23 protein-coding genes are annotated in these 21,539 nt (G+C 66.5%); 2 read left to right on the top strand and 21 right to left on the bottom strand.

Going from position 1 to position 21,539, the window contains the following annotated elements; genetic code table 11:
* Nucleotides 1-169: 169 nt before the first annotated feature.
* Complete coding sequence (locus FHY06_RS28545; protein WP_184607103.1) at nt 170-502, top strand: hypothetical protein; 333 nt, start codon at nt 170-172, stop codon at nt 500-502.
* A gap of 301 nt (nt 503-803) precedes the next feature.
* Here FHY06_RS28545 and FHY06_RS28540 read toward each other — a convergent pair whose 3' ends face one another.
* Nucleotides 804-1,067 (bottom strand): hypothetical protein, encoded by a 264-nt coding sequence (locus FHY06_RS28540; RefSeq protein WP_184607102.1) that lies wholly within the window; start codon nt 1,065-1,067, stop codon nt 804-806.
* Between the two features lie 193 nt (nt 1,068-1,260).
* On the opposite strand from FHY06_RS28540, the gene FHY06_RS28535 reads away from it, so the two are divergent.
* The gene (locus tag FHY06_RS28535; protein WP_260310743.1) at nt 1,261-1,476 is read left to right on the top strand and encodes a hypothetical protein; all 216 of its coding nucleotides are present in this window, start codon (nt 1,261-1,263) and stop codon (nt 1,474-1,476) included.
* A 24-nt stretch (nt 1,477-1,500) separates the two neighbouring features.
* On the opposite strand, the gene FHY06_RS28530 is transcribed toward FHY06_RS28535, so the two are convergent.
* The 20 genes from FHY06_RS28530 to FHY06_RS28435 all read right to left on the bottom strand — a co-directional run bounded on the left by FHY06_RS28530 (nt 1,501) and on the right by FHY06_RS28435 (nt 21,526).
* The gene (locus tag FHY06_RS28530; protein ID WP_311733743.1) at nt 1,501-1,707 is read right to left on the bottom strand and encodes a hypothetical protein; all 207 of its coding nucleotides are present in this window, start codon (nt 1,705-1,707) and stop codon (nt 1,501-1,503) included.
* 77 nt (nt 1,708-1,784) lie between these two features.
* On the bottom strand, nt 1,785-2,138 hold the full coding sequence (locus tag FHY06_RS28525; RefSeq protein ID WP_184607100.1) for a hypothetical protein: 354 nt from the start codon (nt 2,136-2,138) through the stop codon (nt 1,785-1,787).
* A complete protein-coding gene (locus tag FHY06_RS28520; protein ID WP_184607099.1) occupies nt 2,135-2,719 on the bottom strand; it encodes a glycoside hydrolase family 19 protein in 585 nt (194 codons plus the stop codon). The genes FHY06_RS28525 and FHY06_RS28520 overlap by 4 nt, the downstream gene beginning before the upstream one ends.
* Nucleotides 2,716-3,126, bottom strand: coding sequence for a hypothetical protein (locus tag FHY06_RS28515; protein ID WP_184607098.1), 411 nt, complete (start codon nt 3,124-3,126; stop codon nt 2,716-2,718). Before FHY06_RS28515 ends, FHY06_RS28520 begins: the two co-directional genes overlap by 4 nt.
* A complete protein-coding gene (locus FHY06_RS28510) occupies nt 3,113-3,484 on the bottom strand; it encodes a hypothetical protein (RefSeq protein ID WP_126182992.1) in 372 nt (123 codons plus the stop codon). The genes FHY06_RS28515 and FHY06_RS28510 overlap by 14 nt, the downstream gene beginning before the upstream one ends.
* Nucleotides 3,485-3,504: 20 nt before the next feature.
* Nucleotides 3,505-3,732: a hypothetical protein gene (locus FHY06_RS28505; protein WP_184607140.1), complete on the bottom strand. Its 228-nt coding sequence runs from the start codon at nt 3,730-3,732 to the stop codon at nt 3,505-3,507.
* A 2-nt stretch (nt 3,733-3,734) separates the two neighbouring features.
* The gene (locus tag FHY06_RS28500) at nt 3,735-5,630 is read right to left on the bottom strand and encodes a hypothetical protein (RefSeq protein ID WP_260310742.1); all 1,896 of its coding nucleotides are present in this window, start codon (nt 5,628-5,630) and stop codon (nt 3,735-3,737) included.
* Nucleotides 5,620-6,030 (bottom strand): hypothetical protein, encoded by a 411-nt coding sequence (locus FHY06_RS28495; protein ID WP_184607097.1) that lies wholly within the window; start codon nt 6,028-6,030, stop codon nt 5,620-5,622. The genes FHY06_RS28500 and FHY06_RS28495 overlap by 11 nt, the downstream gene beginning before the upstream one ends.
* Nucleotides 6,027-7,499 (bottom strand): LamG-like jellyroll fold domain-containing protein, encoded by a 1,473-nt coding sequence (locus FHY06_RS28490; protein ID WP_184607096.1) that lies wholly within the window; start codon nt 7,497-7,499, stop codon nt 6,027-6,029. Before FHY06_RS28490 ends, FHY06_RS28495 begins: the two co-directional genes overlap by 4 nt.
* A gap of 3 nt (nt 7,500-7,502) precedes the next feature.
* Nucleotides 7,503-8,711, bottom strand: a complete 1,209-nt coding sequence (locus FHY06_RS28485; RefSeq protein ID WP_184607095.1) for a hypothetical protein — start codon at nt 8,709-8,711, stop codon at nt 7,503-7,505.
* Nucleotides 8,712-8,726: 15 nt separating this feature from the next.
* Entirely contained in the window at nt 8,727-12,308 is a 3,582-nt protein-coding gene (locus FHY06_RS28480) for a hypothetical protein (protein WP_184607094.1), read from the bottom strand.
* Nucleotides 12,305-12,715, bottom strand: a complete 411-nt coding sequence (locus FHY06_RS28475) for a hypothetical protein (protein ID WP_260310741.1) — start codon at nt 12,713-12,715, stop codon at nt 12,305-12,307. Before FHY06_RS28475 ends, FHY06_RS28480 begins: the two co-directional genes overlap by 4 nt.
* Before the next feature lies 1 nt (nt 12,716).
* Complete coding sequence (locus FHY06_RS28470) at nt 12,717-15,524, bottom strand: phage tail tape measure protein (protein ID WP_184607093.1); 2,808 nt, start codon at nt 15,522-15,524, stop codon at nt 12,717-12,719.
* Between the two features lie 124 nt (nt 15,525-15,648).
* Nucleotides 15,649-16,437, bottom strand: coding sequence for a phage tail tube protein (locus FHY06_RS28465; RefSeq protein WP_184607092.1), 789 nt, complete (start codon nt 16,435-16,437; stop codon nt 15,649-15,651).
* A 25-nt stretch (nt 16,438-16,462) separates the two neighbouring features.
* Nucleotides 16,463-16,876, bottom strand: coding sequence for a hypothetical protein (locus tag FHY06_RS28460; RefSeq protein WP_184607091.1), 414 nt, complete (start codon nt 16,874-16,876; stop codon nt 16,463-16,465).
* Nucleotides 16,877-16,878: 2 nt separating this feature from the next.
* Entirely contained in the window at nt 16,879-17,175 is a 297-nt protein-coding gene (locus tag FHY06_RS28455) for a head-tail joining protein (protein ID WP_184607090.1), read from the bottom strand.
* A 4-nt stretch (nt 17,176-17,179) separates the two neighbouring features.
* Nucleotides 17,180-17,503 (bottom strand): DUF2190 family protein, encoded by a 324-nt coding sequence (locus FHY06_RS28450; RefSeq protein WP_184607089.1) that lies wholly within the window; start codon nt 17,501-17,503, stop codon nt 17,180-17,182.
* Nucleotides 17,504-17,561: 58 nt separating this feature from the next.
* Nucleotides 17,562-19,667 carry a ClpP-like prohead protease/major capsid protein fusion protein gene (locus FHY06_RS28445; RefSeq protein ID WP_184607088.1) on the bottom strand — a complete coding sequence of 702 codons (2,106 nt, stop codon included), beginning with the start codon at nt 19,665-19,667 and terminating at the stop codon, nt 17,562-17,564.
* A 72-nt stretch (nt 19,668-19,739) separates the two neighbouring features.
* Nucleotides 19,740-21,302 (bottom strand): phage portal protein, encoded by a 1,563-nt coding sequence (locus FHY06_RS28440; protein WP_184607087.1) that lies wholly within the window; start codon nt 21,300-21,302, stop codon nt 19,740-19,742.
* Nucleotides 21,299-21,526 carry a DUF6148 family protein gene (locus FHY06_RS28435; RefSeq protein WP_260310738.1) on the bottom strand — a complete coding sequence of 76 codons (228 nt, stop codon included), beginning with the start codon at nt 21,524-21,526 and terminating at the stop codon, nt 21,299-21,301. The genes FHY06_RS28440 and FHY06_RS28435 overlap by 4 nt, the downstream gene beginning before the upstream one ends.
* Nucleotides 21,527-21,539: the final 13 nt, after the last annotated feature.

The following is a 21,539-nucleotide window of genomic DNA, read 5'->3' as shown; positions in this document are numbered from 1 at the left end:
CCCGTTTAATGCTTTAATTCTAATTTCAAGATGCAGTACAGACGCGGCATCTCGCGTCAGTGAGCTTGCGCGAGTTCACTGTCCTCGCTGCACAAGCGCTCTCCCTGCTTCACGTCTTTTGCGGCGATGTCCGACCAGGCTGCCTCAGGGCCGCTCGATACTTTTTGCTATGAATGGCCTGACGACTTCAGCCGGCCAGTTGCTCTCGGTGAGAGTGGCCGGGGCACCTCCGACAGTGAAAGACATGATGTTTTCGGCGCATCTTTACCTTACGACCCTTGAACGATTCTTCGTCAGCGTGGACGCGATGGTCGATAGTTACGCCGCGTACGAGAAGGAGTTGCAACACGGAGGGAAGCGGCTCTCACGAGCGGAGCTGAGCCTTGTGCGCAGTTGGAAAATTGCCCACCGGAAGGCGGCCCGCATCGCACGACCCACGCTAAGCGATCCCGACAACCAGGAGTTCGTGCTGATCCTCGCGGGCAACAGGACAACCGCCTAGCCAACCAAGCGCTCTAACGGCCGCACCTCAAGGCAACCGCGGCTGAAGCACAATGAGCAAGCAGCTCCTGCAGCTTTTGTGAGGCCTCGTTGCGAAGCGGGACTGCCAAGCGGCGTGCATTGCGCGAGCCCTGGGCAGTGGGCGCGAAGAAGATTTTGACCTCAGCATTGACCGCAGCTTGATGGGCCAGCATCCACTCTTCAAGCAGCTGCTGTATCTCCACGACGCCCCCACAACGGAGAGCGCGTCTCGACGTTTCGCCGCTGCCGAGCTGCAAGGACGACTACCGAAACCATCTGATTCATGCTTCCTCGCTCTCAGCCGACCGGCTCACGTCGTCGGCTTCCGCCTCTCGCCTCTCGATCCAGTCGATGCACTTCCGCTTCAGCATCTCATCGCCGCGCTCCAATGAGAGATCGGGGCCGCTCAGCACGAGCTTGCAACAGTGCCGTCCTTCGAAGCTGATGTCGGCACTACCGGAGTAGCCGCCTTCCGAGACGCTGGATCGGGAAATTGTGAAGGACCAGTCGCCGGTCTTGCCAGCGTGGATGTGTGTACCAGACATACGCCACCTCAGTACTCCCTACAGGCGTGGCACCGAAATTGATGATTGGCGCGCGCAGCGAACAACCTGACCTTACGCCCTTTCCGACGTGATCTGTGAAATATGTCACGCCGAGGGTTTTTTGACGCTTGTCATGGACTTGAAAATTAGAACCAAAGACTACGATTTTACGATCACTACCCTGTACCTACAGATGACAGACAAGCTCTCCGAGCACTGGCGAGCCCACAGCAATGCCTACCCGAAGAAGTTTGTTCTGAGCCCAGCGCTGCGCGATGAATACCTGCGCTGTCTGCAGCTCATCACCATCCCGGGCGGGCGCGACTTGAGCGTTGCCAAGCACATGGGCGTGCCCATCGAGATCGATGAAGCCTCTCCGGGGTGTCATGGTGGCCGCCGCTGGCACTGAGGTTGCGTTGCAATAGCCTGTCGCCTACCGCCCGCGCCGCCCCGCAATCTCCAGCGTGCACGCATCGAGCACCGCATTCAGCTCCAGCTCGTAGCCCTCGCGCAGTTCAATCTCGGCCATAGCAGCCGCCGCGAAGCGATCAAGATCGACGCCAGGCGCAAGCGCCCCGGTCGGCATGGCCGGCCGCGCTGGCCGCTGCACACGGCACTCGATGGGAATCGGCGTCTTCACCGGTTGAAGCGGCGCCACCCCGCAGCCAGCAAGCACCGCGCAAAGGCCCGCAGCGGCCCACACACGCGCCCAAAACCTCATTGCCCTGCCCTCCCCTTCAACCATCCGTCAATTCGCGCCTGTGCGCTCGCGCAGGCATCGCCGGGCACGGCCGCCGGCGTCGCGAGAATCGTCTGCGCTCGGGCCTCATGGCCGAGCGCGACCGAACGCGCTGCGGCCTGCGCCTTCTTCGCCTCGGCCGCGCGCTTGTCGGCCAGCTCGCGAAGGTCTTCCGTCGCATCGCTGCAGGCCGATGCCGCCGCTCGCGCATCGTCGCGCTGCAGCACCGACGTGGCCGCCTTCTCACGCGCACCAATCCACGCCCAGCCGAGCGCGGCATTGCCGGCCACGCTCAGCCCGAGCGCCAACAACAGCGCTTGCGCCGGGCTCACTTGCTCAGCACCTTGTAGGCCCGGGCCGTGGCTGCCTTGCGCTCGGCCAGCTTCAGCCGCTTCGGACCGTTGACGCGGCCGGTGATGTCGTAGACATCGCCACGCTCGGCCGCCAGCAGGCAGTCTTTGAAGACCGCAAAGAACCAGCACGCCGACAGCGCGGCATGCTCCGGCTGCAGCAGCAGCCCGGGGTTGCCGCGATAGTCGGCACTGAGTGCTCGCCCCGCTGCAACGTAGGCATCCTCCCAGGTCAACTGGATGAGGCCGCGCCCGTGGAAGCCCTTGTAGCGCAGCATGCTCAACGCACGCGGGTTGCGCACATAGTCCTCGGCGCGGTAGCCGCCCTGCACGAAGAGGCTCGGGAAGATCTCGCGCAGCCGCGCCGGCGTCGTGTAGTAGAGGTCTTCTTCGACCTTCGCAAGGTTCTCAGACTCGATGGAGAGCTGCCCGAGAAAGCACGCCATCGCGTTGTCCGAGTGGATGCGGAAGCGGTTCATGCCGTCTGCCAGGTGCACCACGTAGCGCTCGGCGTTGGCGCGCGTAGCGCCGGTGCAGTCGATGAGGGTTTGAGTGTCGATCATGGTTTCTTCATTTCCTTTGCTGCCGTCTTGGCGGCTTGGTTGGCGGTCTGTGCGGCGGTCTGCGCGGTGCTCGCGGCCTCGCCCGCCGTCAGCGCAGCATTCGCCGCGGTGCCGGCTGCTTGGTCCACGCGGACAGCGAGCGCCTTGAGGCTCGTATCGAAGGTTTCGCGCAGGCGCGCGATTTCGGCCAGGTGGTCTTCGCGCTGGCGCAGGGCCTGCGCCTCGGCATTGCGGGCCGACCAGAAATAGCCCGTGCCGAGGCCACCGAGAAACAGGCTTCCGACGACGCCCACGGTTTCCAGCAGCCGGCGCCACTGACGCGGCACGCGCACGCGCGGCTGTTCGTCGAGCGGCGCGCGATCCGAGTCGATGTGCGAGTTGTTGAGGTGCGAGTTATTGAGGTGCATGGATTTGTTCCTTCAACTGGCGAACCTGATCGCGCAGCAGCCCAAGCTCCGTCGTCTGCGCGGCAAGGGTTTCGCTCATGACCTTGAGCTGCCCTTTCATCTCCCATACCTGCTGCAGCGCCTCATTGCGCTCGGCCGCGAATTTGTCGGCGCGCTCTTCGGCCTTCACGCGCGCGGCGCGCTCGCCTTCGAGGAGCTGCTGCCAAGTCGCGAGCGCGGCAATCTGCCCCTCGCTGTCCGCGCGCTCTTTCGCTTCGGTCGGCTGCTGCGCGCGCCAGACCTTGTATCCACCGGCGGCCGACAGAATCAGAAACGCAAGTTGCGCAATCGGGTTGCCGGCGATGTCGCCCACGTCCATGAGGTGCCCTCTTTCTCTCTTTAGATTTCGACTTGAACGAAGGGCATGGAGGGCGCCTGCCCTTCAATGACGCCATCGCGCACAAAGACCTGATCGCCCACCGCGCCTTCGCCGCGCGCGGTCAGCACACCGCCGCCGGGGAGCGCCAGGCGCGCCACGTCGCCATCAATGGCGGTGATCGTTGCGATCTGCAGCGGATAGCTCGGCAGCAGGTCGAGGAATGCGGCGTAGGGATTCGTCGAGGCCATGCTCATGCCTGCATATGGGTTTCGAGGGTGATCGACTGGCGCAACACCGGGCGCTGCCAGTTCACGGCCACGCTGCGCACGAGGCCGAGGAAGGTCTCGGCGCCCTCTTCGTATTGCACGAGCGAGCCCGGATGGATGACGCCGGTTTCCGGGCGCACTTGAAGGCTCAGCGACACATTCGCCTGCGCGCCGGTGTCGGAGAGGATCGAGAGGCCGCGCTGCATGACGGCATCGCTGTGCGTGATGAGCGGGTGCGTCACCATGTCGGCCACGCTGTCCCCGGCGGTGCCGCTGCGCGTGGCCTGCCCCATCACGCCGTCTTTCGTGGTGCCGGCGACGAACACACGGTTGTAGTCCGGCTTCGTGAGCGGCTGGATGCCCTCGACCTCCACCGCCGCCGCCGGCAGCACGAAGTCGGGCCCGAGGGTGGACCAGTACCAAGGCGCGGCCGGATAGCGCGGCAGCACGCGCAGCGTCGCGTCGGTCGCGTGCGGCTGCACGATGGCGCCGGCCGCGCTCGCGATGTCGAGCACCGCGCCGATGTGGCTTCCCTTGAAGGCCCAGGTTCCACCGGGCACGGCCCAATCGGTCAGGCGGAAGTCGATGCCCCAACCGATGTTCACGCCGTTGAGCGTCAGGGCCAGGTCGAGCAACTGCGCGGCGCTGCGCGTGTCCGCCGCAGTGTGGTTCAGGATCGGCGCATACGGAGCATCGAGCGCAGCGGCGCGGCCCTTGCCCTGCACGCTTACCTTGCCATCGGCAAAGCGGCGATCCCTGCTGCAGTCGGTCGCGGCCAGCCGGTAAGGCACGCCGTTGACGGTCGCCAGGATGTCTACCGGGGCAGCATGGATGCCGCGACGGATGACGGGCCACGCGGCGGCCGGCAGCGTCGCCGACCAGCGCCACGTCCACGAAGAGGCGTCGAGGCTCATCGAGAAGGCCAAGGCCTCCAACGCCTCGCCGCCGTCGAGGCGCACAAGGCTGATGCTGTTCTGCACGGTGTAGACCTCCAGAATCGGCACGACGACGGTTTCGCCGGTGCCAGGCGGCGGACGGTGCCGCTCGCAAACAAAGATGAGCGTCGTCGCGTGCTGCTGCCGCTCGCGGAAGACGAGGGTTGTCGAGGGCTCGTAGCACGGTGATTCGGTGGGCGGCACGATGACCGAGCGGCCCGGCAGCGGGTACATGGCCGCCTGCCAGCGCGAAACGCTGCCGACATCGAGCTGCAGGGCCGGGCCGAAGCGGTCGGCATGGTGGGCCTGCATGCGCCGCGCTTCCTGCCAGCGCGCGCGCACCGCGCGGCGCAGGCGCTCGGCCTGCTGATAGCGCACGCTGACGGGCGCCGGCGCCAGGCGCTGCGCCTCCTGCCAGCGCGCCGCAGCGGCCGTGCGCGCACGCACCGCCTCCTGATGGCGAATACCGGCGCCGGCTTCGAGCTGGAGAGCCGCCTGATACCTCGCGGCTGCAGCAGCACGCGCGCGACTCGCGTCCTGCCATGCAGTCGCCGTGCTCGACGATGCAGGCGCGGCGGTCTGCCATACGGACACGCGCCCGACGCGCGCACGCTGCGCGCTCTGATGCTTCGCGACGGCGCCGCCCTCGATCTGCCGCGCGACTTGCCAGCCGCTCGCCACCTTGCCCATGAGCGGACGGCGCGCCGCGCTCGCGTACTTCGCCAGGCCGCCCACCATGAACACGGGCAGCGGGATGCGGCCGGTAGCCGTCGCGAGCGGCGGCATGGTCGCCGTGACGCCGCCGGACACGAAGAAGCCCGGCAGCGGGATGCGCCCGAACGCATAGGCAGCGCCGCTGCTCGGTTCCTCGGGCTCGCCGAACACGAGAACGTTCGGCGGGCCGTCGAGCGGCGGCTTGCGGAAGATGAGGTCGTCAACCGCCAATTGCGACCTCGCCGATGAAGAAGGTTCCGCCTTGGTAGAGCTTCGCCTCAGGGTCACCCTCGGGCGGGTTCTGCACCACGAGCTTGACCTGCCCCGAACCCGAGGGGCCGCTGATGCTGAAGTCGGCCACCCAGGTGCCATCGGCCTTTTCGAGGCGGCCCCATGTGGCGATGCCGGTCGCTACGGCCAGGTCGCCGGCGGTGTCGGCCTGCACGAGCGAAAGCGCGCCGTCAGTGACTGCACCAACGGGCACTGCGAGCACCGCCGCAGCGAGCAGCGTGCTGACAGCACCCCCCTCGGCCGGCTGCGCGCCGCCGCACACGAGGAAGCGTGCGCCCTCGCCGAGGTATGCCACAAGGCCCGGACCGCCCAACATGGCGTTGATGGCGAGCACGTTCATGGCATCAGCTCCACCTTGCCATTCGCAAGGGTCAGGCCGTCCGTGACGACGGCGCGCTTTCCGTGCGCCAGGTAGTAGGCGACCACGGTGTAGCTCTGCAGCTCGTCGACGAACTGGAAGTCATAGGAGCCGTCCGCGCCGGACCACATCTCGCGAAGCTGGAGCCCGTCGCTCTCACGCACGAGCCGCACCCTGCAGGCATAGGGCTTATTGAGCGGGTTCACGTAATCGAGCGTGAAGCCGCGCACCCGGCCGACGCCCCGTCCGATGACGCCCGTGAGGTAGTCCATCCGCCCACGGTCCACGGGTTGCATCTTGATCTGCCCGTAGGGGAGCGGGATCGACAACGCTGAAGGCACGACGGCAGGCATTGCCAGCTCCGTCCGGCCGCGCACCTTGTTCAACGCGATGTAGTCGCCGAACGGATACGGCGTGCCCGGGTAGCGCGCCACCGAGCTGACGCGCAGACCTTTCACTCTGGCAGGCAGGTCGGCCGAGTTGGCACGCCCCATGATGAAAGGCAAGCCGCTGGTAACCGGAGTACCCACGACCGCCGCAGAGGCCACCATCACTCCATTGATGAATAGCTTGATCGTCCCCGGCGAGCCAGGCTCAAACTGCATCGCGACGTGGTACCAGGTATTGAGCGCCATCGTGGGCGTGGCCTGCGTCACGAACTGCAGGTTGCCGTTGTAGTAGTAGAGCTCCAACGCACCATTTCCCGTCGCGCCGAACGCCCAGTCATTTGTCCCCGTGTTGGTGACGTAGGAGCCCATCAGATTCCGCAGGCCTCCGGCGGGCCAGGCCGAATAGTTCACGTACGCCTCGGCGGTGTAAGGGCCAGTCCACCACTGATGAATCGCTGCCGAATAAGGCCGCGAGAGATAGCCGCCTGCACCGAACTGCAGCACGCCAGAGCCGAAGGGCTCGCTGCCTGTGACCACCGAGACCGATCCGCTTGCGGTGAATGCCGAGGTTCTTTCGTCAGTCAGCAGCGATGAGGTGCTGAAGTCCGCTCGGCTCACCACAGCAGCGTCATAGGGGTCGTACGCGCCGCGGACCGTCGTTGTCGTCATCGACCGGGTGCCGGGCCAGGCGATGCCGGACTGCACCGCCTGCGTGGTCCAAGTGCTGCCGTCGTCAGAGTATTGAAGCGTGACGATCAGCGGGAAGCGGATCGGGTCCGCCGATGCACCAATCGCGAAGTTGGAAACATCCTGCGGCGCCCCGCCAAAGTCCCAGTAGAGCTGGAGCGTGCGCAAGTCGGACAGCGGCCATGACGCCCCCGTGCCGGTGTTGCCATCCTTGAGGTTCGCCAATGAACCCGAGGCGGGCGCGACGTTGGATGTCAGCACTGCGGACGCATCAACGCGCGTCGTCCCGGCGAACAATTGGAATTCGCTGATATCGAGGCCCGCGTAACCGTAGGTCTCAATCGCGGCGACACGCCAATAGCGATGCGCTGCCATCAATTACCGCCACGGACCGGTGATGTCGAAGAACGCCGCGCCGGTATTGCTGGTGCTCGGCACACTGGTCGTGTTGGTGTTCGTCGTATTCACGACGATGAGATTTCTCCCGGCGAGAGGCCCACTGCCCGGCACCCGATCGTTGAACTTGAAGCTGTCGAAAGCCAGCGTGTGGGGCGTTGAATAGAGGCCCGGTGCGTCACCCCGAGGCGGGGACGAAGTATTGACCGCAAAGTAGCGCTTCGACAGGCGCAAAGCCCCATCAATGGGGCTGGGGAACGACCCGAAATAGCTGTCGATGCCCGAGGTCGATGCGCCATTCCCGGTGTATGGAAGACACGTGTTGAGCAAAGCGGAGCCCAGCCCAGAAGGGCTGCGCGGGAAGGCTTGTTGCGTACCGTTGTTGTATTCCGGCTGACCGTCGGACTGAGAACTTGCATTGTTCGAGGTCGAATAGTTGAGTGCACAGGCATATGCATCACCACCGGGCTTGAACGGCGCAACATCGCCGAAAAACCTCGTGAAGCCCTGCGTGAAACTCGCGCTGGACGCAACTCCCGGGCAGACATGAAGATAGAAGGCGCGTGCATCGCCGATCAACATCCATTGCACCGCCGTGGCGCTCGCCGCATTGCTCTTGGACCAATAACCGCCGCCGGCCATCTGCAGCGCCGTGGGGAAGAGGCCCGCATACGTGTTGATGTCCGTCATCGACTCGCAGCCGACCACACGCGCAATCGTGGTGCCGGTGTCGTCGAGCCGAAGAATCATCTTCGTGCTGGCGGGATCGGCCGATTGAAAGGCGGCGACGTTCGTGCCGCTGAAGATCTCGGCGAACCCCAACGGCGCCATCTTCATCGTGATCGTGCCGGTGTAGGTGCCATCGGGAAGATTGGTCGCGAAGTTCACCGACGCAGCGCCAGGCTTGCCGGTGATCTTCTGTTCGCCGTTCATGCCCGCCCAACCGGACGGGCCACCGGTGACACCCGCGATGAGCACCACTGAATCGATCTGCGCAGAGTGCGAGCCGGTGAATGCGGCCGTTGCGACGCCGCCAGCCACCGTCAACGAACTGAGCGTCTTGAGGTCAAAGCCATCCTTCAGGCACGCGCGGATGACGCCCAGGAGCGAGCCGACAGTGCCCGACAGCGCCGGCGCACCGGACATCAGGCTCGAGAAGTATTTGACGGTTGTATCGACAACAGAAGCCATGGTTTCTTTCTCTCTTTAGGGACGGTCCACGCCGATGAGGACGAGGATTTCGAAGGAGTCGTCGAGCACCGTCTCGGCGCCCATCTGCACGGTGCGAATCGGCACGAATGGAAAGGTCGCCGCTACCGTGTTGAAGCGGATGAGCTGCCCGGCCGCCCAGCCCGAGCCGAAGCCGGCGGCGGGAATCGTCATGTAGGGCACGCCTGAGGGACCGACCGGCGAGCAGTCCGCCGCCATGCTCTGCCCTGTCACGATCTGCCCGACGTGCTCGCCGATCAGGTTGTAGGTGGTGCCGCCGGCGTTGATCTGAATGCGCCACCGCTCGGTGACTGCGCCCTTATTCGTGACCGTGATCGGGTAATCGATGTCGTTGAACGTCGGGTCCGCCGGGTTGCCGATGAGCGCGTCAGACCAGACACCGGTCCACGTCTGCTGATCGAAGAGCAGCGACACACGCGCTTTCACATCCCCCATGGGCAGCGCGCTGCTCACGTAGCTGTCACCCGAGCTGTAGTCGTGCGTGACGCGGCCAGCGAACGCCAGGCGGCCATCGATGCCGACATCCGAGACGGTCAGCAGGTCTTCGATGCGGTGCTCGACCACGACCGGCTGCACGTAGCTCGACACGTCGGTGAACGTCACGGTGCCGGCGTCGAGGTTGCGCGTGTAGCCCGTCTCGATGGTGGCGCCATCTGCGCCGACGATGCGCACGCGCGAGAGGCGCACGCGGCCGACATCGAGGGTCTGGCCGTTCGACACCACGGCCGCCGGCATGCGCCTGGTGTTATGGATGACGACGAGCTCACCCTTGCGGAAGATCGGCACGCGGCCATCCGAGGGCAGGCGCACCGGGTCAAGGCCGAGCAGGGTCGCATCGACGGGCAACGTTGTGTAGGCCACGGCGTTGTATCGGATGGTGCTCGCGAAGACCGGGACCGGCTTCCAAATCTTGCCGTCGCTGCCGACCGCATCGGGCGAATACCAGATGGCACCCTCGTTGCCGGCGGCCGTCACCCAGTCGCCGAAGCGGACTTTGCCGACGCCCGTCGATGCGTCGAAGGTGCCGTGCACGTTCGTGCCGTTGATGAAGCCCGAGGCATCGGCGGTGACGTTGATCGTGCCGCCGTTGAGCTTCGTCGCCAGGAGCTGCAGGCTGTTCGGGCTGACGGGCGCCACGGGCGTGCGGAAGACGACGTATTCGACCGGCTGACTGTCCAGCGACGTGAGCAGGCTGTTCACGACGACCGAGGTCGAGGCCGAGGCCGGCCAGGTCGTGAGCGCGGCGGTGTTGGTCGCGTAGTCGTAGGTTCCGGCCAGCGAGCCGGCGCCGGTGGCCGGGTCGAGGTCGGTGTAGAGCGATCCGGCCCGGTCGAAGTAGGTCTTGCCGCCGAACGTGAAGTTGATTGCGCCGGGCACGCCCTTCTCGCTGGCGTACGGCAGCAGCTTGATGAAGAGCTTTGGCGCGTTGAAGGTCTGGCTCTTCGTGATCCCGGCGCCGGCCACGCGGAAGCGCACCGACACGAGCGCCGTCGAGTCGGTCGGCAGCGAGGCGTTGAGGTTCGCGTAGGTGTAGCCCGTGAGGGTGTTGCGGTAGAAGCCCGGCAGGTTCGGCGAGAGCACGGTGCCGAGCACGCCCTGAGGGCTGACGGCCCATTGCGGCACGGGCACGCTCACGACGGCCTCGGGGTAGAGCTTGGCGATGCCGGTCGAATAAACGATGGTGCCGAACTCCACGCCCAGGCCATCCACCAGCTTGCCGGCGCCGTTGTCGGTGACGGTCTTCGTCGCCGCGAAGTTCTGCGGCACCCACTGATCGGCCGGTACGCCGTTGGTGGACTGCAGGATCAGATTCCAGTCGAGCGCGACCGAGCGCGGCGCGATGTTGGTCTTGCCGAGGTTGAGCGTGATGGCGCCGTCCAAGTCGCGCGCCGGCGCCGGAAAGTTCTTCGTCTCCGGGTCGCCGTGGCTGTAGCTGACCGTGAAGGCCACGGCCGAGGCCGGCAAGGCGTTGGGGCGCAGCTCGATGGTGCTCGACGCATAGGACACCGGGCCGGTGGCGTCGCCCGTGAGCAGGCCGCTGCCGTTGTCGCTGGCGTGCCGGTCGGTGCCGTCGTTCCAGTCCACCGACACGGTGCCGGCCTGCGCCGCCTGGTTGTCCAGCGCCAGCATGATCGACACGGCCGCCGTGAGCGTGCCGCTGCGGTCCTTGTAGTTCGCCTTTGCCGCCCAGGTGAAGATCACTTCGCTGCCCACGTCGGGCAGGCTTCCCAGCGTCGGCAGGGCCGTGCCCGTCACGAAATCCACCGTGCCGCTGCCGATGCTCGAATCCGTGCCCGCCAGGCGCCCGCCGCCATCGTCGGCCAGCTCGTACCAGTTGCCGCCGGCGCGGTAGGCCACGCGCAGCGAGCCAGGCGCCGGCGGAGGCAGGATCGTCAACGGGTAGTTGATGCGGCGGCTTTCCAGCGTCACCGCGATGGATGTCGAGTCGGCCAGCTCGATAGGCGCGCCCGCCGGGCGGAAGGTGATCGCCTTGTTTCCGGTGATGGCGGGCGCATCGCTGGCGAGGGTCATCGCGCCGCCGGCATAGTTCACGCTGCCCACGGTCAGCGCGCCGAGCTTCAGCCGTCCGCCGTCGTCGGTCAGCGTACCCGCCGAGGTCGCCACCGACAGAGAGCCCGGGTAGGCGGGATTGCCGAAGGTGATGATGGAATTCGGGCCGAACACTACGCCGGTATTCAGCGTCACGGTGCCGGAGCCAGAGGCGACAAGCGAGGTCGAAGAGCCGGCGGCCGACATGTCCACGAGCGGGATTTCAGTCGTCGCGCTCGGCACGAGCTGCGTGCTGATGGTGTTCACCTTGGCGGACAGGTCGCCGGTGCTCACGGGCGCCGCGAGCTTCGCGATGCCGTAGAACTTGGCGGCGTTCGCCACGAGCATCCGATTGATCGCCGCGCCTACTGCGGAGCGTTCGAACAGGCGGCTTGCGGGCGAGCCGGCGTAATCGTTCTTCAAGCCGTCCAGCAGCTCGCAGACGCAGACCTGCGCGGCGTAGTCCACGAAGGTGCCGCCGGTGCTGTAGCTGTAGGTGCGCTGTTCCACCGAGACATCGGACACGCGCACGTATTCCGTCTTGCCGCCGCCGCTGATCTGCAGCGTGCCGTTGATGTTGGGCGGCGTGGCGCCGGGGCGCTGAAAGATTTGAAGCGAGCGCTGCCCCTGAACGTGGTTCGACAGCATGTAGCCGTTGAACTCTTCGCCGGGGGCGGTGTACGCCTCGATGCGGTTCTGGATGCTCGCGCGGCGGTCGAAGAAGTCGCCGGTATAGAAGAGCGCCGCGCTCACGTTCGGGTCAGCCGGCGGACGCGCGATGATGACCAGTCCACCGAGCGCGGTATCGGTGTTCAGCGTTTGGACTGTCGCTGCGATCTTCATGATGGACGAATCGCCGCGAGCGCGGTCCACCGCCGAGATGTCTTTGAAGATGGCATTGCTCTTGCCGTCTTCGATGACCTTCGAGGTAGGCGCGCCGCCGCCCTCGGGAACGTCATCCATCACCTGCGTGGTGACGAGCTTGATATCGGATTCGAGAATAGTCATTGGTCAGACGGTGTGACGGTGATGAGGCGCACGGTGGCGATGTAGGGGTAGTCCTCGGCCGGCAGCTCGGGGCGCGCCAGCGGCTTGCCCTCGACGGCCACGCCGGGCGCGAACTGCACCGTGAAGGCGCGGCCATCGGCCAACACGAGGTCGTGTTCGCCGACCGCGTTCGCCTCGTTGAGCGCCTTCAGGGCCTTGAGCGCACCGCGCTTGATCCATCCGGCCTCGACCTCGCCCTGCAGCGTGATCGGCTGGCCGGCCAGGCGCACCGCGGCATCAATGAGCGCGGCGCCAGTGACCGAGTAGCCGAGGCTCTTCTCGACGGCGTTCCAAGCGAACTCATCGACCCAGACCATGCCGCGCGGAATCTGCAGCCCGCCGAGGGTGTGAAACTTCGGTGCGGCCATGTCAGGCTCCGGGGCGGAGGGATGACGTGCCGCGCGCGGCGCCGAGCTGCGCGAGCAGGCCCTCGATGGCGTCGGCACCGGCGGCGTCGGTGTTCACGCGGCCATAGTCGCGGCCGTTGAGCTGGAGCTGCAGGTTGACCGTTCTGGTCGACTCTGGTCGAGGAATGGTGGACGGTTGCTGCGCCTTGCCGTCGCGACCTCCGAAGGTGTACTGCTCGGCCGCTTTCAACACCGCTTGACTCAGTGTTCCCCCATCCGCGTATTTCTTCTGACCCGGGTTGTTAAAGAACGGGATGTCACCCTTAGAGTCGGCGAACTCATTCGCGATCTTTCGCGCGATCGCGTCATCATCAACACCGGCCGCCTTGAGAAACGCTGCGATCCCCGTGCGAGTTCCCAGGTCGGTGCCTGCGCCGCGCATCTCGCCGCTGACCTGCGTCGGCTTGATCTTCTGGGAGGGATCGATGATCCCGAGCTGGTCTTCAGGCCGCAGGTATGTGCCATTTGGCAGCCTGCCGCCACGCACAGGATTCGCCCCGCCGAAGCCCAGGTCACTGCCACCGCCGCCTGGCGCCCCATACCCCGAGGGGGCACGCAATCCGCCGAGGACCTGCCCATAGTTCTGCGCGGCCTTTGCCGCGCCCTCGAAGCCGCTGACCAGCCCCCGCAGGGCGGCCGAGGTCTGCACCAGCTTCAGCGTGGCCTTGCCAGCTTCGTCGACCTGCACCGCATAGCCTTTCGATGCGGCTTGCGCCTGCACCCAGCCCGGCACCACCCCTTCATTCGCATCGATGGCGGCTTGTGCAGCTTTGGACCACGCTTCTGCAATCACGTCGGCTGTTGCCTTGCCGCTGTCCCGGATGGTTTCGAAGTCCTGCCTCGCGACCTCGGCCGCATCGCGCAGGGCCTCTTTCGTCTTGACGCCAACTCGTACAAACGCGTCTTGAATGGCCTGCGCTTGCTCTTTCTGCTTGCGGGCGTTGTTGTCGGCTGCTGCTGCTGCTGCGTCCGTGGCCTTGCGCAGCTCGCCCATGACCTCGGCCGCACGCTGAACGTTTCCCGTGGAAAGCGCCTGCGCGTATTCGGCGCGCAAGGCAGCTTGCGCAGTACGTGCCTTCTCGGCCTTCTCAGCCTGTTCCTGATGCGCTGCCGTGGCAGCGCGCGTCTTCTCCGCGGCGTCCGCGTTCGCCTGCGCTGCCGCCTGCAGTTGCGTCGCCATGCCACCGATGGCTTTCGAGGCCCCCTCGCTCGCAACACCTGCCTCGTTCATCGCGTTGGCGATGCCCATAAAGCCGTCGCGCGCGAGCTGCGCGGCGTCCGCCGTGGCCTGCAACGACTCGTTGGCCTTGGTGCCCATGGCCTGCGCGGTATCCGCGAAGGCCTGCGCTGCAAGGCGGGCGTCCTCGGCCGCGAGCTTGAAGCTCTCCGAGAGCGTGCCAAAGGTCACGGAAGCCAGGCCATCCCGCAGCTTCGCCACGCCCGTCATGACGTACTCGGCCGTGGTGGCGAAAGCCGCGCCGATACCGTAGATGGCCGTGAGCACGGCGTTGGTGCCGGCTGCCATGACGCCCCATGCCGTCTGGACGACGTTGCCCGCGTTGGTGGCGTACCTGCCGACCTGGTCGAAGGTGCTCTGAGCCTGTGCGGCGAAGGCCTGCAGCCGCGCGATGAGTGCCTGCAGGTCAAAGCTCGCGGCGAAGTTCTTCGCCCATGCGATCGCCGACTGGAAGCCGGCCGCGAGCGCATCGCCTACCTTCTTCGCTGTGCCGTCTGCCACCAGCGACTTGAGGGATGCAGAAAGGTCACGCACCGCCTGGGTGATGACAGGAAGGACCGGCGTGCCCAGGGCGTTGGTGAAGTACTCCCATGCATTGCCGAGCGCATCCACCGACTTCTTCAGGTTGTCCTGCATCACCTTGGCGGTGGCGGCAGCGCTCCCCTCTGCGCTGTTCAGACTCTTCGTGAGCTCGTCGAGCTTGCCGATGCCCTGATTCAGGAGCGCTCGCAGCGCGGGCCCGGCCTCGGTGCCGACCGCATTGATGGCCCGCTCGGCCCCTGGCCCGCCCTTGGCGAGCTGATGCAGCGCTTCGTTGAAGTTGACCGTGGTGATGCCCGCGGCGGCCAGCTCCGTGCGGAACTTGCTGGCGGGGTCGCTGAACTGCGCCATGATGGAGTTCAGCGCGGTACCGGCGCGGCTCGCGTCGATGCCTGCGTCGGCGAACTTGCCGATGATGGCCACCGTCTGCTCGAGGCTCAGGCCGAGCGTGTTGGCCAGCGGCGCGGCGTAGCTCAGCGCTTGGGCCAAACCCGTCACGCTGGTGTTGGTGGCGTTGGCCCCCTTCGCCAGCACGTCGGCCACGCGCCCTGCGTCGTTGAACGACAGCCCGAGGCCGTTGATGGCCTTGGTGACGTACTCAGCCGAGGTCGCCAGGTCGATGTCGCCAGTCGCGGCCAGGTTCATCACGGCGGGCAGCGTCTTGATCGCATCGCCCGCGCTCAGGCCAGCCTTGGCAAGGTTCTCCAAGGCTCCAGCCGCCTGAACCGCAGAAAACTGGCTGTTGGCGCCTGCGTCCTCAGCCGTCTTGCGTAGCTGGACCATCTCGGCGGCCGTCGCGCCCGTTGCGGCCTGCACCCGCGACAAGGCTTGTTCGAGGTCTGCCGCGCCCTTCACCACGCCGGCGAAGGCCTTCACGCTGAAGTAGCCGAGGATGGCCGCGCCCACGGCCGCGACCTTCGTCTGCAGCTTGTCGAACACCGCGGACGCTTCATCCTTGGCGTTGATCAGGATTTGAATCGGCTTGAAGACCACGGGTTCACTCGTTCAGTTGGACGGGTGCCGGCGGCACCGACGATGGCGGCGCATGAGGCCTCGCGGGAAGCCCCATGCGTCGCCACTGCCCGCCACCCCGAAGGCGGCGGGCGGGCGCATGGGCTTAGACGGCGACGGGGCGGCCGTCCGCGTAGATCGCCTCTGCGTTGGCGGACTTGAGCACCTCGAGGCCGAACTGCATCTGCACGAACTCGGTACCCTCGGCGATGATGGGCAGGTCGCCCGTAGGGGTCAGCGTGACCTTCGGCATGTAGAAGTCGCGGTTGCTGCCCGAGGCGTTGTCCGAGACGATGCGCAACGCGCCCTGGATTTCGGCGGTGGCGCCCGAACGGACCGTCTCGTAGCTGCCGGCGACGGGCGTGTAGCCGAACTGCACGTTGCCCGCGGCGATGTCGCCATCGGCAAGGATCTGCACGCGGCCCGTTTCGAGGTCGACGTTGTAGTCTTCACCCGCGACGTAGGTGGTCGTGCCGTCCGAGCTCTTGACCGTCACTGCCGTCACGTCGCGCACGCCGAGCGGATTCGCCGGCGTGGCGCCGAGCTGGTAGAAGCGGCCCTTGGCGACGGCACGAACCTCGCCGGTCACCGGCGTCGCTACCTGGTTGACGGCGGTGCGCGTGCCCGACAGCCACAGCGCGAAGTTGGCCGAGCTGAAGTTGTCGCAGGTGACTTGGCCGGTGCGGTTGACCTGCACGACCAGCGATTCGTCCTTCTCGCGAAGGCCCTTCTCCGAACTGAAGTGCTCGGCCTTTTCGGTCTCGATGGACAGGTTGATGCCGGGGCAGTTTCCCATGGCGATCTCGCCCGTGAGGTTGCCGTTGGCGTCGAAGGGATCGAAGAAGGCGCGACCGCGCGGGATCGCGTATTGGTTTTTCTCGTAGACCAGGCCCATGTTCAAGCTCCTGAAGGATCGAAAGTCAGTCCTGCCCGTCGTAGCGGGCCTGAGTGGTGAAGGTGAGGTCGAGGCCGACAAGGCCGTCTTCCGGGTACTGCGGGGGCGTGACCTGCAGCAGGCGCAGACGCTCCCACCGGCGTCCGCCGATCTCGCCGGGCGGCGCCCAGTTGTGCAGCGAGGCCATCACGGCGGCGAACGCGGTATCGATCTGTGCCGCTGCCTCGTCGCCACGCTTGGCGATCAGCGTGACGCGCCAGGCGGCCTGAACGGCCGCTGCGCCCGTCTTGCTGTCCGCCACGTTGCCGTCGACGAACGACACCGAGGCGAGCGGCCAGCCGTCCCGGCGCCCGGTGTCGCTGGCGAAGCCCATGACCTTCCAGCCCGAGGCCAAGTCGCTGCGCAGCCGCTCGACGACGACAGGTTCCAGTGCCAGCATGGTCAAGCGCTCCCGAGAACGAGGCGCACGAAGCCCGCGCCGTCAGGCTCTGCGGTGATTACCTCGTAGGCCACGCCGTCGATGGTCAGCGAGTCGCCACGCTCCAGCGCGCCGAGGCCAGTCGAGGGTCCCGTGCACTCGGGCGCCGTCGCGTCGGCTTCGCCGCCGAACGGTGCGGCATAGGGCTTCTCGAAGATGACCGGCACATCCACGCCGCCCACCACCGCCACTGCGTTGCAGAGGCGGTCGAGCACCGCGCTGTTGACGCGGGCTTCGAGGTCGGCGAACGGCGTGGGCATGGCGTCAGGCGTTCAGGTGCAGCCAGGCCGTGGTGGTGCTCGCGGCAGCGGCCTTGGCGGCATAGCCCGCCAGAGTGTTGCCGGATGCCGTAGTGGTCAGGCGGAAGTCGTCGGCGTCCCAGTACACGAGCGCGCCCTGCGCGATCGCGTCGGTGCTGAGCTTCGCCAGCTCGACCACGCCCTTGACGCGCACCGGGCCGGATTCGCCCGCCGCGATGTCCACTACAGCGATGCCGACGCGAGCGCCCATCACCACCACGGCGCCAGCAGCCACGTTCGCGCTCGCGGTGTAGTCGAGCACGTCGCCGGGCTGGATGAAGTTTTTCATGACAGTTCCTTGGAATTGAGGGGTTCGGAAGCCGGGGCATCACGCCCCGGCCGCGGCATCACTGGCCCGGGTTCTTCGCCAGCGTGCGGAAGTCCAGCGGCGACACGCCGGCATCGATGCGCACCTTGAACTCGGTGCCGTCGACGTTCCAGCCCTGGCGCTGCTCGAGGTAGGGCTGGCTGTTGCCGTCGAGATAATTCACCTCGATGGTGTCGTTGACGTTGCCGTCGGCAGCGCCGTACCAGGCGGTGGTCGATGCCGCGTCCAGGCGAGCGTCCGAGATGACTTCGAAGCTGTCGCGCACGCTGTTGGGCGTGGTGTTGTTGCGCGAGCTGGCGCCGACCTCGAACTCGCTCGAACGCACCACGTTCGCGGCACCCTTGAGGGCGCGCGGCACGATGAGGTGCTTGAGGTTCAGGTTGAGGACCGACTGGCCGATCTTCTGCACCGCCATGGCGGACTGCATCGCGTCCACGCTGGCGGTGGTGATCCCGGCGCCGGCCAGCAGGTTCTTGTGGTCGGCGTGGAACAGCGGGGTGCCGTCCGCCATCGCCGGGTTGGCGGTCAGGATCGCGTAGACCAGGTCACCGATCGTGCGGATCGCCGCGCGGCCCATCAGGCGCGGAACACGGGTGAAGGCGTCGAGGTCGTCGTTGATGATGGCCTGGCGGGTGATGCTGAACAGTTCGCCGTAGGTGGCCAGCACCACGGTCGCACCGCGCTCGCCGGTGGTCACGTACTTGTACTCGGCGCCCTCCTTCACCTCGCGCAGGCTCGGGAACATGTTGAGGTCCACGCGCTTGCCCGGCTTGAAGTCGGACAGCGTGCCGGCGCGCGTCCAGAGCTGGAACGTTTCCTCGGCTTCCTCGTAGCCCTTGAGCATCGACTTGCTCGCCACGTTGGCGAGCAGGCCGGGGAAGTCGCTGGTGCTGTGGGTGAAGGCAGCACCGATGAAGGTGAGCTTGTCCATGCCTTCGGTGCGCAGACCGGCGCGGGTCAGGCTCGCACGAGCCAGCTCGCTCAGCGTGAAGCCGCGGAACGGGTTGGCGCCCTCGGCCTTCGCGAGGCCGGCGCGGGCGAGCAGCGCCTGCGTGGTGGCCCCGCGCTGCTTGTCCTTCTCGTCCTCGACGGTGGTGACGTGCGAGCCAGCGATCGGCTCCTGGCCCTTCGCCATGTGGGCGAGCAGGCGCTGGCCGGCAGCCTCGACGGTGATCTGGTGATCGTCTTCGCAAACACGCTGCAGTTCGGCCACGCCGGCCTGTGCAGCGAAGGGTGCGAAGCTCGCGCGGATCGCCTCGCGGCGCTGCTTGTCGGCGGCGAGCACGGCAGCGGCATCGGGTGCCGCAGGAGCCGCGGCGACGGCCGGCGCAGGCGCGGGCGCGGCGGCGCTTCCGCCACCGGCCGCAGCGGCACCGGCGGCGCCAATGGCCGACAGCAGCACGTGGGTACGGAATTTCTTCATGGAGTCCTCATCAGCGGAAGGTGCGGCCGCGGCCGCTGGATTACCCGCCTCCTGCAGGGCTGCAGGAAGCGAGCGGTAACGGGAAAGGGGAAGGTCCCGGGCCGCGCTGGCGGCCACGGGCATGGCGTCGGTCACTGCGTCGATGAACTTCTCGGCGAGGGCTTCCTCGGCGGTGTAGTAGTGGTCCTTGCCGTCGGTGAGCAGCGCGAGCATGGCGGGCTGGTCGCCGGTCTTCATGGCGTAGCTGGTGGACATCGCCGCGGCCCAGGTGTCGAGCTGGTCGGCCAGCTCGCGCAGCTCGGCGCTGTTGCCGGCAGCGTAGGTCCACGGCGCGTGGATCATGAGCATGGCGTTGCTCGCCATGTGGACCTTGTCACCGCCCATGGCGATGAGGCTGGCGATCGAGAACGCCATGCCGTCGACCTCGGTGGTGATGGTTGCCTTGTGCCGGCGCATCGCGTTGAAGATCGCGAGGCCATCGGGCACGCTGCCCCCGATGCTGTTGATGCGCACGCTGATCGCATCCACATCGAGCGCGTTGAGCTCGCGCACGAAGTCGGCGGCCGTCACCGTCTCGTTCCACCAGCTCTCGCCGATGTCGCCGTAGATGAAGATTTCGGCGGCCGCGGCAACGCCCACAGCAGCGGCGGCGATGGCCGTCTTTCGACGGATGGCGTACCAGGTGGATTGGGCTTTGCTCATGGACTGAAGGCTTCGATGCGAAGGCCTTCAGTCTCCAAAATTGGGTGTCCGGTTTCTACCCAAGAAACCGGACTATTTGCCGGGCGCGGTGTCTTCCTCGGGATCGCGCGGCGGTGCTTCGTCATCCGGCGCAGGCACAGCGGCCGCCAGCGGTGCGGCCTTCGTCGCAGCGTTGCTGCTGAAGATCAACCCTCGCCGCTCCGCTTCTCTGCGAAAGGCATCGGCCTGCTCGATGACATCGCTGGGGTTGGCGCCGCGCTTGCGGATTACCTCCATCTCGCTCGCGAAGCCGGCCTGCACCAGCTTCTCCCACGCTACGGCTTCCTTGACCGGGTCGATCCACGGCATGCTCTGCGCGATGAACATCGCGTCGTCGTGGGTCCCGGGCTGCACGTCCGGCGGCATGGGCACAACGCCGCTGAGTGCGGCAACCTGCACGAAGCGCTCCCACACCGGCTGCACGCACATGCCCACGAATTCATCCGCAAGCACGGCGTAGTGCACCCACTGCTCGACGAGCTCCTGGCGCTGCGCGCTGTAGGTGCCGTCGTAGTCGCGGCTGACGCTCGAATAGCTCGCTCCGATACCTGCAGCGAACGCTCGCAGTTGACCGGAGCGCCATCCGACCAGATTGGGGTTCGGACGGTTGCTGTCGATGAGGCCGATTTCCTCGCCGACCAGCAGCGAGTCGAGGATCATGCCAGGCTGCATCCGAAGATCGCGAGGCAGCGGGTTGCCATGTTCGTCCTTGCGGGCCTCGGGCATCATGTCCGGCGCATACCCCGCTTCCGCGCTTCGCTTCACATAAGCCGTGAGCGACGCCGCCACCTTCGCAGCGATGCGCTCGCTTTCCTCGTAGTCCTTGAGGTCTTCGATGCGCGTGATGACGCTCGCGAACTCGGACACGCCTCGGCGCTGATGCAACCGGTCGAGCATCGCGAGGTGCAGCACGCGATCGGCCGGCACGAACTTCAGGCCGCTGCTGTCGGTGCGGACCTGCCCGTCGCGCGGGTCACCCTTGTAGAACCAGAAGCCCGTTGCCTCGCCCCAGGTGTTGCACTGGATGCCCTGACGTGTGTTGCGGCTGAGGTCGTCATAGTCGAGCGGCACGAAATCGGGCTCGACGATCTCCAGCGAGTACGGCACGCGCGTGCCATGGTTTAGAAACTGCGTAGGGCCGAATAGCTCCTGCGCCATACACTCGCCATCGCGCAGCCAGGTGTAGGCCATCAGGCGCTGGGCCAGCGGCCAGCGGTATCGCTTCGTGACCTCGGGCGCGCGCTGCCAGTCCCGGAAGGCGATGCGCAGTGCGGTGGCGTACTCGGTGTGGATGGAACCGTCGGCGCGGCGCGGTTGCGGCTCGATGGCAATGCCGGCCGGGCCCACCACGTTGTTGACCAGCACGCGCAGCGCGCCGCGCGAAAGGTCGTGGTTGCGCTCGAGGTAGCGCGCATGCGCACGCAGCGCCGCAGCGCCGCCGCCGACCAGCGTGTCAGGACTGCTGTTGTCGGTGCGCGGCCGGCGCTGCTTGCTGGGCTTGGCGCCCTCGTAGAGCGCGAGGGCGCGGCGCGCCTGGGCACGCTGCAGGCCCTTCATCGGATCGAAGGCTCCGACGATTCGGTCAATGAGGTTCATTGCGGCTCTCCGTCGAATCGTGCGACCGAGAACGACATGCCGCCGAAGACCGCACCGCCGTTGCGCTCTGCGGCGACGCGGCGCTCCCATTCGGCGCGGCCCTTGCGAATCTCTGCGAGGTTTTCATAGCCGACCGTGCGCCCTTGGAAGGCGATGGTCTTGCCGAGGAGGATGGCGGATTCCGCGGCCAGGTAGGCCGCAAGCATGTCGGTGGCGGTGCTCATTCGCCAACCGTAA

Origin of the sequence: Variovorax atrisoli, assembly GCF_014195185.1 — a bacterium.
Taxonomy (GTDB): domain Bacteria; phylum Pseudomonadota; class Gammaproteobacteria; order Burkholderiales; family Burkholderiaceae_C; genus Variovorax; species Variovorax atrisoli.
This window is presented reverse-complemented; position numbering and strand designations above follow the sequence as displayed.

Coding starts and splice junctions, on each gene's coding strand:
- FHY06_RS28545 (WP_184607103.1), top strand. CDS start 170: ATGAATGGCCTGACGACTTCAGCCGGCCAGTTGCTCTCGGTGAGAGTG.
- FHY06_RS28540 (WP_184607102.1), bottom strand. CDS start 1,067: ATGTCTGGTACACACATCCACGCTGGCAAGACCGGCGACTGGTCCTTC.
- FHY06_RS28535 (WP_260310743.1), top strand. CDS start 1,261: ATGACAGACAAGCTCTCCGAGCACTGGCGAGCCCACAGCAATGCCTAC.
- FHY06_RS28520 (WP_184607099.1), bottom strand. CDS start 2,719: ATGATCGACACTCAAACCCTCATCGACTGCACCGGCGCTACGCGCGCC.
- FHY06_RS28515 (WP_184607098.1), bottom strand. CDS start 3,126: ATGCACCTCAATAACTCGCACCTCAACAACTCGCACATCGACTCGGAT.
- FHY06_RS28510 (WP_126182992.1), bottom strand. CDS start 3,484: ATGGACGTGGGCGACATCGCCGGCAACCCGATTGCGCAACTTGCGTTT.
- FHY06_RS28505 (WP_184607140.1), bottom strand. CDS start 3,732: ATGGCCTCGACGAATCCCTACGCCGCATTCCTCGACCTGCTGCCGAGC.
- FHY06_RS28495 (WP_184607097.1), bottom strand. CDS start 6,030: ATGAACGTGCTCGCCATCAACGCCATGTTGGGCGGTCCGGGCCTTGTG.
- FHY06_RS28490 (WP_184607096.1), bottom strand. CDS start 7,499: ATGGCAGCGCATCGCTATTGGCGTGTCGCCGCGATTGAGACCTACGGT.
- FHY06_RS28485 (WP_184607095.1), bottom strand. CDS start 8,711: ATGGCTTCTGTTGTCGATACAACCGTCAAATACTTCTCGAGCCTGATG.
- FHY06_RS28480 (WP_184607094.1), bottom strand. CDS start 12,308: ATGACTATTCTCGAATCCGATATCAAGCTCGTCACCACGCAGGTGATG.
- FHY06_RS28475 (WP_260310741.1), bottom strand. CDS start 12,715: ATGGCCGCACCGAAGTTTCACACCCTCGGCGGGCTGCAGATTCCGCGC.
- FHY06_RS28465 (WP_184607092.1), bottom strand. CDS start 16,437: ATGGGCCTGGTCTACGAGAAAAACCAATACGCGATCCCGCGCGGTCGC.
- FHY06_RS28460 (WP_184607091.1), bottom strand. CDS start 16,876: ATGCTGGCACTGGAACCTGTCGTCGTCGAGCGGCTGCGCAGCGACTTG.
- FHY06_RS28455 (WP_184607090.1), bottom strand. CDS start 17,175: ATGCCCACGCCGTTCGCCGACCTCGAAGCCCGCGTCAACAGCGCGGTG.
- FHY06_RS28450 (WP_184607089.1), bottom strand. CDS start 17,503: ATGAAAAACTTCATCCAGCCCGGCGACGTGCTCGACTACACCGCGAGC.
- FHY06_RS28445 (WP_184607088.1), bottom strand. CDS start 19,667: ATGAGCAAAGCCCAATCCACCTGGTACGCCATCCGTCGAAAGACGGCC.
- FHY06_RS28440 (WP_184607087.1), bottom strand. CDS start 21,302: ATGAACCTCATTGACCGAATCGTCGGAGCCTTCGATCCGATGAAGGGC.
- FHY06_RS28435 (WP_260310738.1), bottom strand. CDS start 21,526: ATGAGCACCGCCACCGACATGCTTGCGGCCTACCTGGCCGCGGAATCC.